The organism is Kribbella sp. NPDC050124 (assembly GCF_044460355.1).
In the GTDB taxonomy this organism is placed as follows: Bacteria; Actinomycetota; Actinomycetes; order Propionibacteriales; family Kribbellaceae; genus Kribbella.
In genome coordinates this window covers 23,497-36,644 of record NZ_JBITJU010000032.1, presented here as the reverse complement: position 1 = coordinate 36,644, position 13,148 = coordinate 23,497, and the positions used below count along the sequence as shown (strand labels likewise).

Genomic DNA, 13,148 nt, shown 5'->3' with positions numbered 1-13,148 from the left:
GCGTGGAACGCGACCGGCAACCCGACCCAGGAGCACAACGATGACCACAGAGACCGTCCGCGGGGAAACCAGCAGCGGAGGCCCTGAGCTGCGCCAGCAGCGTCGTCTGGTGACCGACATCCCTGGTCCGGCCTCAAGGAAGTTGGCTGCCCGCAAGGACGCCGCGGTCAGCCGAGCGGTCGGAACGGTACTGCCCGTCTACGTAACGGCCGCGGGCGGCGGCGTGGTGGTCGACGTCGACGGCAACTCGCTCATTGATCTCGGCTCTGGCATCGCGGTGACCACCGTCGGCAACAGCAACCCACGAGTCGCCGATGCGGTATCCGCCCAGGTCGGTGCCTTCACCCACACCTGCTTCATGGTCACGCCGTACGACGGGTACGTCCGGGTCGCCGAGGAGCTCAGCAGACTGACTCCTGGCGACTACGACAAGCGGTCGGCCCTCTTCAACTCCGGAGCCGAGGCCGTCGAGAACGCGGTGAAGGTTGCCCGGGCCCACACCGGCAAGCAGGCGGTCGTCGCGTTCGACCACGCCTACCACGGCCGCACGAACCTGACCATGGCCTTGACCGCGAAGAACATGCCGTACAAGCACAGTTTCGGTCCGTTCGCGTCCGAAATCTACCGGGCGCCAATGTCCTACCCCTTCCGCGACGGGCTCGATGGGATCGCCGCTGCCCGGCGGGCGATCGATGTGATCGAGAAGCAGGTCGGCGCCGGCAACCTCGCCGCCGTCGTCGTCGAGCCGATCCAGGGTGAGGGCGGCTTCGTCGTGCCGGCCGAGGGCTTCCTCCCGGCTTTGGCGGCATGGTGCCGCGCGAACGACGTGGTGTTCGTCGCCGACGAGGTGCAGACCGGGTTCGCCCGGACCGGCTCACTGTTCGCGTGCGAGCACGAGGGCGTCGTACCCGACCTGATCGTGACGGCCAAGGGCATCGCCGGTGGCCTGCCGCTGGCAGCGGTGACCGGGCGCGCGGAAATCATGGACGCCCCACACGTCGGCGGTCTCGGTGGCACATACGGCGGCAACCCGCTGTCCTGCGCTGCCGCGCTGGCAGTCATCGACGGGATCGAAAAGGACGGCCTGCTCGCGCGGGCGAACGAGATCGGCGCGACCATGACCGAGCGGCTCACCGCGCTGCAGGCCCGCGACGACCGGGTCGGCGACGTTCGCGGACGCGGCGCGATGATCGCGGTCGAGCTGGTCAAGCCCGGCACGACAGAGCCGGATGCCGAGTTGACCGCGAAGGTCGCGGCGACCGCGCACGCCCGCGGCCTGGTCGTGCTGACCTGCGGCACCTGGAGCAACGTGCTCCGCTTCCTGCCGCCACTCAGCATCCCGCGGCATCTGCTGACCGAAGCGCTTACCGAACTCGAGGCGATCTTCGAAGAAGCCCGGTGAAGCTGACCGGCCCCTGATCCGACACCGACCCGAGACGGAGACTCCTGTGCCCGGCCCCAACCAAATCGCCGAGGTTCTCGCGGATCTCGACCCGAAGCACGGCCTCTGGATCGCCGGTCGTGCGACCGGTGCCGCGCAGACGTTCCCAGTGCAAGACCCGGCCAGTCTCGCGACGATTGCCGAGGTCGCCGATGGCGGCGCGATCGAGGCCCGGGCTGCGGTGGCCGCCGCCACGGCTGCCTTCCCGGACTGGGCCGCCGCCGCGCCGCGCACCCGAGCCGAGGTGCTACGCCGAACGTACGACCTGATGATCGCGGCAACCGACGACTTGACCGCGCTGATCGTCGCCGAGAACGGAAAGTCCCAGGCCGATGCCCGGGCCGAGGTGGCCTACGCCGCCGAGTTCTTCCGCTGGTACGGCGAGGAGGCGGTCCGCTCCGACGGCGACTACGCGATCGCGCCGGCCAGCGGCACGCGCACCCTAGTCACCCACCGCCCCGTCGGCGTCGCCGCCTTGGTCACGCCGTGGAACTTCCCTGCGGCTATGGCGACCCGCAAGATCGCCCCGGCACTGGCCGCCGGCTGCACGGTCGTGCTCAAGCCCGCCGCCGAAACCCCCCTGACCGCACTGGCCATCGTACGGATTCTGCAACAGGCCGGCACGCCCGACGGCGTCGTCAATCTGGTCCCGACCACGGATGCCGCGGCAGTCGCGAACGCGTGGCTGGAGGACCCGCGCGTGCGCGCCGTCTCCTTCACCGGCTCGACAGGCGTAGGCCGCCATCTGCTCCACCAGGCGGCCGACCGGGTGCTCAACACCAGCATGGAGCTTGGCGGCAACGCCCCGTTCGTGGTCACCGCCGACGCCGCCATCGGCGCCGCTGTCGCCGGCGCGCTCGTCGCGAAGTTCCGTGGCGGCGGCCAGGCCTGCACCGCGGCGAACCGGTTCTATGTCCACGCCGACGTCGCCGCGGAGTTCGTCGGGAAGCTCGGCGCCGCCGTCCAGTCGCTCGTCGTGGGCCACGGTGCCGACCCGAGCTCGCAGGTCGGCCCGCTGATCAGCGAGTGCGCGGTCACCACCATCCGCGGCCTGGTCGACAAGGCCGTCCTCGAGGGCGCGAGAATCGCCGCACAGGCAACGGCGCCGAACGGTGGGCACTTCTTCCCGCCGACCCTGCTGACCGGCGTCCGGCCGGGTGCCTCGATCCTGTCCGAGGAGATCTTCGGACCGGTGGCGCCGGTCGTCGAGTGGACCGATGAGACAGACCTGATCGCCCAGGTCAATGACACCGAGTTCGGCCTCGCCGCCTACGTCTACGCCGGCCGGCTCCAGGACGCGATCCGGCTCGCCGAGCAGATCGAGGCCGGCATGGTCGGGATCAACCGCGGCATTGTGTCCGACCCCGCCGCACCTTTCGGAGGCTTCAAACAGAGCGGAATTGGTCGCGAGGGCGCGCGCGAAGGCATCCACGAGTTCCAGGAGACGCAGTACTTCTCCGTGGACCTCGGCTGACGCCTCTCATCGCGCAGGGAGTGAGGAGTGCCCACTATCGCCGGAGGTTCGGGAGTAGCGATGTGAGCGATCGGTGTTTGAGGGCACTCATCCAGACTCCGGTCCCATAGGCGAGATCGTCGAGGCGCCGGGCCGTTGCGAACCGGACGGGGTCGAGGTCTGTGTCGGTTCGGAGGTACTCGACGGTGGTGTCGACAGCAGCGGCGACGACGACCGCTCGCCGGAGGCGGGACGAGAAGAGACCGCCGACCATTGCCAACGGCCACCAATGACGCAGCATCAACGCGCTGGTCTGTGACAGTGCCGCCGCTGCTCCCTCAACCGCTAGCCGCAAGCCGATGCGCCCGGCCTGCGGGCTCTGCTGAACCTTGCCTGCGATTCGCCTGGAGACCAGGAACGAGATCAGCGCCGCGACGGGAAGCGACCACCGGCGCTGCACGAGTATCGCTGCGACGAGCACGACGGCCCAGGGCGAGAGTACCGCCGGAGCTACCTGTTTGCCGTGCCGGACGGCGAGGTGATGAGCGCCGGTGCCGTAGTACTGCTTTCGAGCCCACCAACTCGCTACCTCCGGACGGTGTTCGTGGTGGACGAATGCGGCCGGCTCATAGCGGACCCGCCAGCCGCGGTGATGGAGCCGCCACACGAGGTCGACGTCCTCCGCCACCCGCAGGCTGGTGTCGAATCCGTCACCGAGAGCGGCGACTCTGACAACAACACAGGCACTCGGGACCCAGGCGACTGGTGCGCCCGGCTTGACCAGAGCCGGATGATTGCCGAGATCGAGAGACGACCGGGCGTTCTCGTAGCGCGTGATCCAGCTTGGCCGACCGGTATCGTGCAGCCCCAGGATCCGGGGTGCTGCGAGCGCGACCTTAGGGTCGTGAAAGTGCCGCAACAGGGTCGGCACGGTCTCCGGCGTCAGGACGACGTCGCTGTCGACGAACGCGGCAAACGGCGTCTGGACCTTCGCGAGGCCGGTGTTGCGGGCTGCCGCCGGGCCGCGGTTCTCCCGATGCCGTACGACGGTGGCGCCGTGAGCGGTAGCCACCGCAGCTATGGCAGCGGGATCGGGCGAGCAGTCGTCGACGAGAACGATCCCGATCCCTTCGGGAACACTGCGCAGCAGCCGATCGACTTGCTCCGCACGATCGAAGACAGGTACGACGATGGTCACGGAGCCAACCGGGACGGGCCGGAGTTCATCGATGACCGGGACAGCCATGTCGAGATCCAAGAGGCGCTCTGCGAGGCGACTCGACCGGGCGCCACGGACTGTCAACAGCCGCTCTTCGATCAAGCGCTCGGCCGCCGCGCTGAGGTGCACGACTGTCGTCGGCGATCCACCGACAAGCGTCCGGCCCGCGTCGTACACGCGAGTTCGTTCACTGATGCGAACGGTGAAGCCTTTCGGCAGTTCGGTCATCGACCCGGTACGTCTGACGGCCGCCCCAGCGTGCGATGGAAGCCGTCGGGAATGATCAGGTCGTCCGGGGTCAGGTCCTGAACCGACGGCAGGCGGAGCGCGAGCAGCGCGGATTCGATTCCTCCGCGCAGGATGTCGAGGACATTCTCCACGCCCGCTTGGCCGTTCGCGGCCAGGCCCCACAGATAGGCGCGGCCGATCATCACCGCGCGGGCACCCAGCGCAAGCGCCTTGACCACGTCGGAGCCACGGCGGATCCCGCCGTCGAGCAGGACGTCGACCTCGCCTCCCACGGCATCGGCGATCGGCTTGAGCATCCGGATTGCCGCAGGTGTACCGTCGAGGTTGTTGCCGCCGTGGTTGGACACCGAGATCGCGCTGAAGCCGGCATCGACCGCCCGGCGCGCATCGTCGACGCGGCAGACTCCCTTGAGCATGAACGGTCCGCCCCACTGTGCCCGGAGCCAGCCGACGTCCTCCCAGGTCGGCGCGGGCGTCTGCATCCATTCGTAGTAGGCGCCGAAGAACGGCGGTGCCTTGCCGTCAGTTGTGCTGAGGTTCGGCACAGTCAGGTCGGGCACCTTTCCGGCCTTGGCGAAGTCCAGGGCCCAGCGAGGCTTGCGCAGTACCTGGGGTGCGAACCGCACTGCGGACCTCGCGTCGATCCGCTCGGGGATCTCCGGGCTGCCCCAGTCGCGACCGGTCGAGAACGACCAGTCGAGGGTGGCGATGAGACCGATCGCACCCGCGGCGCGGGCTCGCTCGATGCGCTCGAGCATCGCCTCGCGGCTCCCCATCCAGTAGATCTGGAAGAGGGTCTTGGGGTTCGCGGCGACGACCTGCTCGATCGGTTTGCTGGCGAAAGAACTCAGCCCTATCGCGGTGCCGCGCGCCGCGGCAGCGCGGGCGACCGCTACCTCGCCGTCCGGGTGCACGGCCTGGACACCGGTCGGCGAGATCAGCACCGGTAACGAGAGTTCTTGGCCCAGGACCTTGGTCGCCGTCGAGCGGTCTGTGGGCGGACCGGCGACCCGCGGGGCGAACCCCAGCTCGGCGAACGCACCCAGGTTGTCCCCGGAGGACTGTCCACGCTCCGAGCCGGCCAGCAGCGCTCCGTACACCGAGGACGGCAATCGTTTCTTGGCCCGCCGCTGGGCGACCGCCACCGTCTCGAACCAGGGGTTCTGGGCCCAGGGGTTCTTGGGCCATCTCTTGGACATCGGGCACCTTCCGGGAAACGTGTTCAGGGCTGGAAGCCGGCGAGCGGGCTCTGTGCGCAAGCAGAGACCGGCGCTGCGACGATGTCAGGGCGCCGGCGGCTCAGCTGAAGCATCACCGGGTCGTTCCGGCCGGGAGCACGACGCGAGTGGTCCTGCCGGTGGCGTGGGACGGACCGGTCGCCGGCCAGGGCGGTCTCGCCGTAGCCCCGCACACACTCAGGATCAGGGCCGTCCAACGGCAGACCAGTGAAGAACTTTGCCGCCATGCATCCGCCGCGGCACGCGTCGAAATGACGACAGCTGCCGCAGGCACCGGAACTCTGGGGGGAACGCAGCTCGGCAAACAGGGCCGAGGATCGCCAGACCCGCTGGAATCCGCCGTCGTCGAGCACGTTGCCGGCCAGGAAGTTCTCGTGGATCGCGAACGGGCAGGCATACACGTCGCCAACGGGATCGATCAGGCAGACGACGCGACCGGCGCCGCAGAGGTTCAGCCCTGGCAGGCTTTCGCCGTACGCGGAGAGATGGAAGAAGGAGTCACCGGTCAGTACGTCCTCGCCGTGCGCGACCAGCCAGTCGTACAGCATCCGCTGCTGCTCGGGGAGTGGATGCAACTCGTCCCAGACGTCCGCACCACGCCCTGACGGACGCAACCTGGTGAGCCTCAGTATCGCACCGTACCTGTCCGCCAGCGCCTTGAACTCGTCGAGTTGCGTGACGTTGTGCCGGGTGACTACGACCGACAACTTGGTATCGGTGAACCCCTCGGCGGCAAGATTCTCCAGCGCAGTCGTCGCAGTCTCGTAGGACCCCGATCCGCGAACGTAGTCGTTGACCTCGGCGGTCGCACCGTCCAGCGACACCTGTACGTCGAGATAGTCGGTGCGCGCGAGGAATCGGGCCCGCTCCCGGGTGATCCGGACGCCGTTGGTGGAGAACTTCACGCCGACCTGATGACTCACCGCGTACTCGAGCAGATGCCAGAAGTCCGGCCGGATCGTTGGCTCGCCGCCACCGACGTTGACGTAGAAGACCTGCATCCGCTGCAACTCGTCCATCACAGCCTCGCACTGGGCCGTGGTCAGCTCACGCGGATCCCGCCGACCGGACGAGGACAGACAGTGAGCGCAGGCCAGGTTGCATGCATAGGTCAGCTCCCAGGTGAGACAGATGGGCGCGTCCAAGCCGTACTCGAACTGATCGACCAGGGATCCAGAAGCCGGGCGCTCTCGGGCGCTGGTGCTCACACCGGTACCTCCTCGACGCTGCTGGGGCGAAGCATTTCCGTATCGGCCAGCCCTTGCAGGGCGGCCAGGTAGGCCGGCCATTGCGATTCCGGCAGGCCGGCTACGACCAGCGCGGAACGCACGTCCGGCTGATCTGACAACGCCAGTACGACATCCAGAAGCTCGCGCCGCTTGAGGAAGGTCAGGCGGCGGTTGCCGAAGTGGTAGGCCAAAGCGCCGAACGGCTCCGGGCGCAGAGACACCGATGGCGACAGCCGCAAGCCTTGATCCAACCGCACCTCGACTCGTGGATTCATGGCTCGGTGTCCAGCGCTCAGTAGACGCCGCACATGCCGTCGATCGAGATTTCCTCGAGCAACGTCTCTGCTGTCAGCGAGCCTTCGTCCTCGATGACCTCGTCGGCGACGTCGTCGGGATCTTCGACCGCTGTCGTGAAATCGATGATGCTCACGGCTCCTCTTCGGGATGGCTCTCTGGGGTCGCCGGTAGACTAATGGCACTCTGCGCCAAAAAGGAAGGGCGGATGGGAATTTGCTAGATTTCATGGCGATGACGATCAGCGAGGACCGTCGCCCGGCGCCCGGCCGCCCGGTCGCGACCACGCACGGTGAGATCGAGCAGGCCGCCTTCGGGTTGTTCGCCGAGCGGGGGTTCGACGGCACCACGATGGCCGCGATCGCGGATGCCGTCGGTGTCGGCCGTCGCACGCTGTTCCGGTACTACGAATCGAAGAACGACATTCCGTGGGGGCAGTTCGACCGCACACTCGAGGACTTCCGCACGATCCTCGACGAGATGCCTGCCGATCTCCCGTTGCACGAGGCCGTGCACAGGGCTGTGCTCAGGTTCAACGAGTTCCCGGACGACGCCCAGCCACCGCATGCCGAACGCATGCGCCTGATCCTCAAGACGCCCGCGCTGCAGGCGCATTCGGTGCTCAGGTACGCCGAGTGGCGCGCGGTGATCGCCGAGTACGTCGCGCGACGCCTCGGACTGCGACCGGGCGACCTGCTCCCCCAGACCATCGGGCACATCAGCCTTGCGCTCGCGCTGACGGCGTACGAACGCTGGCTCGATCATCCGGGCACGTCTCTGCAAGCGCTACTCGCCGAAGCAATGGCAGAACTGCGGGCCTACCTGACCGACACCGGTACCACCCTACCGCGCTCACGCCGACGGCGATGAGCCGCGCAGCATGAGATCGGCGACTCGTTCGCCGATCAGGACGGCGGTCGCGGCCGGACCACGCGACGGTACGTCAGGCAGGATCGAAGTGTCGGCGACACGCAGACCCTGCACGCCGTACACACTCCCGGCCGCGTTCACGACCGCGGTCCGGCCGATTTCTGGTCCGAGTGGCGCAGTACCGCACGCGTGCACGCTGGTTCCCAATCGCCTTCTGATCCAAGCGTCGAGCAACCGGTCGTCGTCCAGGTCCGAGATCGCGAGACCTGTGAGCCCCGTGGAGATCACACCGAAAGCCGACGCGGTCAGGAGGGTTGCAGCTTCACGGACCGCGTCGCGCATCGCCCGCCGATCGTCGGCTGCTAGCAGATAGCCGTAATCGATCTCGGGAGGAACGGCCGGGTCGGTGGATCGCAGCCGGATCTGCCCTCGGCTCCGCGGCTGCGTGATCGACACGAGAACGTCCAGCATGTCCGTCGTCTCACGCTCGGCCAGCAGGTATGGCACGGGTTTCAGCAAAGGGAGGATCTCCGCAGCCGGCGTGTGCAGAACGGACTGCATCACGGTCGCCGCACCCGACGGCAGCGGATATCTGGGGCACCACGACAGCGACGCCTGCGGGTGGTCCGAGAACGCTGATCCCACCCCCGAAGAATCAACTGTCACCTCGACGCCGACGGCCTCGAGGTGCGCGGCGGGCCCGATGCCGGAGAGCATCAACAAGTGAGGTGATCCGAAGGCGCCGGCCGACAGCACCACCTCATCAGCCTCAAGCATCTCCTCACCGCGGTCCGTACGGGCAAGGACACCCCGCACGCGCCCGCCCCGGGCGACGACGCGGGTGACCAGGCACCCCCCGCGTACAGTCAGCAGGCCGGTGTTGTGGCGTGGTCCAAGGTAAGCGAGTGCCGCGTTCCATCGGACGCCGTTGCGCTGGTTCATGGGCACCGGGCCGACCCCAGGTCCGTCGTCGCCGTTCTTGTCGCCGATCCTGGCCCAGCCCGCTTGTTCGGCCGCGGACTCGAACGCCAACGTCACCGGATGGTCGGCGACCGGCCTCGACACCGGCATCGGACCGTCGTTCCCGTGCACCGGTGACGAGCCGAAGTCCAGATCGGTCTCGAGCCGCCGCATCAACGGCAGGCACTGCTCGTAACTCCACTCGGGTGCGACCTGTGACCACCGATCGAAATCGGCCCGTCGGGCGCGCACGAAGTATGCCGCGTTGGTCGCCGTCGACCCACCAGCGACCCGGCCGCGGATCACCACGTACTCACGCCCTGGTGCCAGCGTCGCCGGATACGCCCAGGTGGCCGGATGCGATGGATCCGCGCCGCGGAGCGATCCAGCGGAGAGAAGCTCGGGCGGAAACGTCGAAACGGACAGCGGCGCCGCTCCTGCCTCGAGCAGCAACACTCGCACACCAGCGTCAGCAAGCCTCGCCGCGAGCGCCGAACCTGAGGCGCCGGCCCCGACGACGATCACCTCCGGCCGTGACGCAGTCATCGGGCCGGTCCACTAGCTCCGGCGCGCGAGGACACAGAGATCCTCTTCGGGCCGGTTGTGGGTGAACGGCACTTCCGCGAGCGGGTCCGTTCTCTCGAGCCTGGAGATCTCTGTGAATCGATGCGATCGGCCGAGTTGGTGCGCAAGCCCGGCGAAGTCGTAGCACCACTTGTGCGGCTCGTACGTCAGGCTGTGCGTGAAGACCGAGAAATAGGCGCTCGGCGGCGCATCGGCGGGGATCCGAGCCTGCGCCCACTCCTTGAATCCAGGCATGTTCACGTAGTCGTCCTTGAGGTACGTCCGGATGTGCCTGAGCAGGTCCGGAACAGAGATCAGGATCAATCCGCCCGGCCTCAGCAAGTCGGCACAGTTCTGCAGCACCCGGAGGCCGTCCTCGAACCCGAAGTGCTCGAGCGTGTGCTGCATCCGAACCAGGTCGAACTGTCCAAGATCACCGACAGCGTGATCGGTCAGATTGGCGATATCAGCCCGGTGATAACGATCACGCAGTTCCTCAGGCACCGCACCGACAGGCAACACGTCCAGGTACTCGAATCCGGGCGAGAAGTCGGCCCCACAGCCGACATCGAGCCAGCGCGTCTGTCCCGCCGACGTCAACACCTGACTCAGTCCCATGCCGAGAGAATATGCGAGGTAGGCGGCGGGCCAGCCGAGAGCTCGTGGTCAACGCGAGCACGCCGCGGCGCGGGCTGCAGGTTTCATCCCGCCTGCGTGGTCCGGAGGGTATGAGCAGTTTTGCGTTCACTCCGCCTCCGCTCGAGGTTGCCGCGCCTCTGACAACAAGCCGACAAGGCCGCAGACACAGAGAACCGCGAGGACCCATAGCGCTCGAGGCGGTCCCAGAATTGGGCTCAATCCACTGACGATATGCCGCTCCGCCGCTTCCACAGCTCAGGAGCAGAAGTGTGCCGAAGCCCAAGGCAGCGCGGGCGGCCGGCCGGCCGGAGCTGCCTCTGGTTGTGCCAGACCGCGGCTGGCTCCTGCGCCGCCTCGCCAGCAGCCCATGCCCGGCAGATGCGTCGTTCACCCCTCCGACGCCGGTGATCAGCGAGTAAGTCTCGGGATTGCCGTGCCGGGGCCGTTGATGGCGGTGTTCAGGAGTTGGTCGGCTGAGGTGCCGTGGATGGTGGCATCGAGGACTTGGGCGGTGTGGGCTACGGGGATGCGGTGGCCCATGCGGGCGAGCGTTGTGGCGACTTGCATCCAGCAGCCTGGGTTGGCGGTGACCATTAGTTGGGCGCCTGTCTCCAGGACCGCGGCGGCCTTGCGTTCGCCGAGTTCGCGCGCGGCTTCGGGCTGGAGCATGTTGTACGTGCCGGCACTGCCGCAGCACATGCCGGGGTCGGGTAGTTCGCGGATCTCCACACCGGGGATGGCGCTCAGCAGGCTGCGCGGCTGGCTGCGGATACCTTGCGCGTGAGCGAGATGGCAGGCGTCCTGGTAGGCGATCGAGATCGGGAGCGGGTGCCGTTCGGCGACCGGGCCGAGCTCCGCGAGGAACTCGCTGATGTCGCGGACCTTGGCGGCGAGCGCCTCAGCGCGCGCCGCCCAGTCAGGGTCGTCGCGCAGTTGATGGCCGTACTCCTTGAGGTTGGAGCCGCAGCCTGCCGCGTTGACGATGACGGCGTCGACGCCGGCTCGTTCGAAGGTCTCGATCGTCTTCCGGGCGAAGTCCAGTGCTTGTTCCTCGCGGCCGCCGTGCGCGGACAAGGCACCGCAGCACCCTTGCCGCCGGGGTACGACGACATCGCAGCCCTCGGCGGCCAGGATCCGGGTGGTCGCCGCGTTGACGTCGGGGAAGAACGAGCCCTGGACGCAGCCCGCCAACAGACCGACGACGGCTCGGCGTTCACCGGTTGCCGAAATCCGTTCCGGCAACCTCGGCGCCGGTCCGAGCCTCGGCGCCAGCGACTCCATCGCCTGCAGTGGCGCGGGCAGCTTCGCTAGCAGCCCAGTTCGGGCCAGCAGGCTGCCTAGCCGGCTCGCCTGGTACACACGCAACGGACCGCGGACCAGACGAAGCCGGCGCGGATACGGGAACAACCGGTAGATCAGGCCGCGGTACAGCCTGTCCATCCAGGGCCGCCGATAGCGCCGCTCGATCTGTGGCCGGGTGGCGTCGATCAGCTTGCCGTACTGCACACCCGACGGACACGCGGTCACGCACGCCATACAGCCCAGGCACTGGTCGAAGGACCGCACCATCGATTCGTCGAGCGGCTCGCCCTCGAGCGCCTCCTTCATCTGATAGATGCGGCCGCGCGGGCTGTCCATCTCCTCGCCCCACAGCGAGTACGTCGGGCAAGCGGGCAAGCAGAACCCGCAATGCACGCAGTCCCCGATGAGCGCCGCGTCCGGAGGATGGTGGTCGTCGAACGCCGGCGACACCGCCTGCCGCGTGCCCGGGAAACCGAGCAGGACAGGGTTCCAGTCAGAGTCCGTCATGCGTCTACAACCCTCCAACGAAGCGACCCGGCGACAGTCGCCGGTCAGGATCGAACCTCTCCTTGACCCGCCGCATCAGCTCGAGCGAGTCACCGACCGGACCCCAGTGGTCCAGCCGGTCACGAATACCGGCCGGCGCCCGCAGGAGCACCGCGGATCCGTCGTACGGCGCGATGGCCGCGCGCAACGCAGGCAACACATCCCCGGCGCCGGCGGACGGCACCGCGGCATAGGCGACACCGCTACACGCATGCGCCGCGACCGCCGTACCCGCGGGCAAAGCTGCCAGTACGTCGGCCAGCGCCGCGGGCACGAAGGCCAGCCGCAGCAGCACATCGTCGTCAGTTCCCGGCCGACAGCCGAAATCGTCCGGCAGCTCGTCCGAGGTCAGGCCACCCCCGAGCAGTGCGACCGCCGCGTTCGCCTGCGCGGCGACCGATTCTGCGATCGATTCGAAGACTACGACAAGGCGCGCGGCTCCATCGGAAGGACCGATGAGCTCGACCGCCGCGGGTGTCAGCGTCGATCGCCGCAGCGCCGCAACCAGCGGCCCTGCCGATGCGGCGTCGTCGAGGTCGAGCGTGACTACGCGGCGAGCCGGCGCGACGGGATGCAGGCGCCAGGTGGTGGAAACCACCACCCCGAGCGTCCCGTGAGCCCCGATGTACAGCTTGCCGAGGTCGTATCCAGCGACGTTCTTGACCACCTTGCCGCCCGCGTGAGCGATGGTGCCGTCCGCAAGGACCACGGAGATACCGATCAACAGGTCACGGCACGTGCCGTAGCGCAGCCGCCGCGGGCCGGAGGCGTTGGCGCTCACGATCCCACCCAGAGTGGCGCACGCCTCGGGAGGATCCAGCGCCAGCATCTGCCGGGTCTCTCCCAGTTGCGCCTGCAGATCAGCCAGCCGAACCCCGGCTTCGGCCACCACAGTGAGATCACCCGCGCTGTGCTCCACGAGCCGGTTCAAGCCGCTCAGGTCGAGCAGCAGGTCGCAGGATTCCGGTGGCGCGGCCCAGGTCAGCTTGCTGCGCCCGCCGACCGGTACCACGGTGAGCTGGTCGGCCGCCGCGGCCTTCAGCAGCTCCGCGACCTCTCCGATCGTCCTCGGCCGGGCCACGCCGCGCGGACCCACGCCCGCGATTGTGTCGTCCGGAGGCTGCCGATTCGTTGCAGAAGGGGC

12 protein-coding genes are annotated in these 13,148 nt (G+C 68.2%); 3 read left to right on the top strand and 9 right to left on the bottom strand.

All coding sequences use genetic code 11. The features are described from left to right. The first annotated feature begins 40 nt into the window (after nt 1–40). Both gabT and ACIBL3_RS42065 read left to right on the top strand, forming a co-directional pair. Entirely contained in the window at nt 41–1,402 is a 1,362-nt protein-coding gene (gene gabT / locus ACIBL3_RS42070; protein WP_396359605.1) for a 4-aminobutyrate--2-oxoglutarate transaminase, read from the top strand. Nucleotides 1,403–1,448: 46 nt separating this feature from the next. Then, nucleotides 1,449–2,915 carry an NAD-dependent succinate-semialdehyde dehydrogenase gene (locus ACIBL3_RS42065; protein ID WP_396359604.1) on the top strand — a complete coding sequence of 489 codons (1,467 nt, stop codon included), beginning with the start codon at nt 1,449–1,451 and terminating at the stop codon, nt 2,913–2,915. 34 nt (nt 2,916–2,949) lie between these two features. Here the strand turns inward: ACIBL3_RS42065 and mftF are convergent, their stop codons facing one another. The 5 genes from mftF to mftA are packed head-to-tail and all read right to left on the bottom strand — an operon-like array spanning nt 2,950 to nt 7,259. After that, nucleotides 2,950–4,341 carry a mycofactocin biosynthesis glycosyltransferase MftF gene (gene mftF / locus ACIBL3_RS42060; protein WP_396359603.1) on the bottom strand — a complete coding sequence of 464 codons (1,392 nt, stop codon included), beginning with the start codon at nt 4,339–4,341 and terminating at the stop codon, nt 2,950–2,952. After that, the gene (mftD, locus tag ACIBL3_RS42055; RefSeq protein ID WP_396359602.1) at nt 4,338–5,561 is read right to left on the bottom strand and encodes a pre-mycofactocin synthase MftD; all 1,224 of its coding nucleotides are present in this window, start codon (nt 5,559–5,561) and stop codon (nt 4,338–4,340) included. The genes mftF and mftD overlap by 4 nt, the downstream gene beginning before the upstream one ends. 23 nt (nt 5,562–5,584) lie before the next feature. After that, on the bottom strand, nt 5,585–6,808 hold the full coding sequence (gene mftC, locus ACIBL3_RS42050) for a mycofactocin radical SAM maturase (RefSeq protein WP_396359601.1): 1,224 nt from the start codon (nt 6,806–6,808) through the stop codon (nt 5,585–5,587). After that, on the bottom strand, nt 6,805–7,104 hold the full coding sequence (gene mftB, locus ACIBL3_RS42045) for a mycofactocin biosynthesis chaperone MftB (protein ID WP_396359600.1): 300 nt from the start codon (nt 7,102–7,104) through the stop codon (nt 6,805–6,807). Before mftB ends, mftC begins: the two co-directional genes overlap by 4 nt. Nucleotides 7,105–7,121: 17 nt before the next feature. Continuing rightward, nucleotides 7,122–7,259, bottom strand: a complete 138-nt coding sequence (gene mftA / locus ACIBL3_RS42040) for a mycofactocin precursor MftA (RefSeq protein WP_396359599.1) — start codon at nt 7,257–7,259, stop codon at nt 7,122–7,124. Between the two features lie 98 nt (nt 7,260–7,357). Between mftA and mftR the strand changes: the two genes are divergently transcribed. Further along, nucleotides 7,358–7,993 carry a mycofactocin system transcriptional regulator gene (mftR, locus tag ACIBL3_RS42035; protein WP_396359598.1) on the top strand — a complete coding sequence of 212 codons (636 nt, stop codon included), beginning with the start codon at nt 7,358–7,360 and terminating at the stop codon, nt 7,991–7,993. On the opposite strand, the gene mftG is transcribed toward mftR, so the two are convergent. From mftG to ACIBL3_RS42015, 4 genes are all read right to left on the bottom strand, one after another. After that, the gene (gene mftG, locus ACIBL3_RS42030; protein ID WP_396359597.1) at nt 7,976–9,499 is read right to left on the bottom strand and encodes a mycofactocin system GMC family oxidoreductase MftG; all 1,524 of its coding nucleotides are present in this window, start codon (nt 9,497–9,499) and stop codon (nt 7,976–7,978) included. The two genes, mftR and mftG, sit on opposite strands and share 18 nt — an antisense overlap. A 12-nt stretch (nt 9,500–9,511) precedes the next feature. Then, a complete protein-coding gene (locus ACIBL3_RS42025; protein WP_396359596.1) occupies nt 9,512–10,135 on the bottom strand; it encodes a methyltransferase domain-containing protein in 624 nt (207 codons plus the stop codon). 429 nt (nt 10,136–10,564) lie between these two features. Continuing rightward, nucleotides 10,565–11,965: a glycolate oxidase subunit GlcF gene (gene glcF / locus ACIBL3_RS42020; RefSeq protein ID WP_396359595.1), complete on the bottom strand. Its 1,401-nt coding sequence runs from the start codon at nt 11,963–11,965 to the stop codon at nt 10,565–10,567. A gap of 4 nt (nt 11,966–11,969) precedes the next feature. Next, a complete protein-coding gene (locus tag ACIBL3_RS42015) occupies nt 11,970–13,100 on the bottom strand; it encodes an FAD-binding oxidoreductase (protein WP_396359594.1) in 1,131 nt (376 codons plus the stop codon). Nucleotides 13,101–13,148 lie beyond the last annotated feature (48 nt).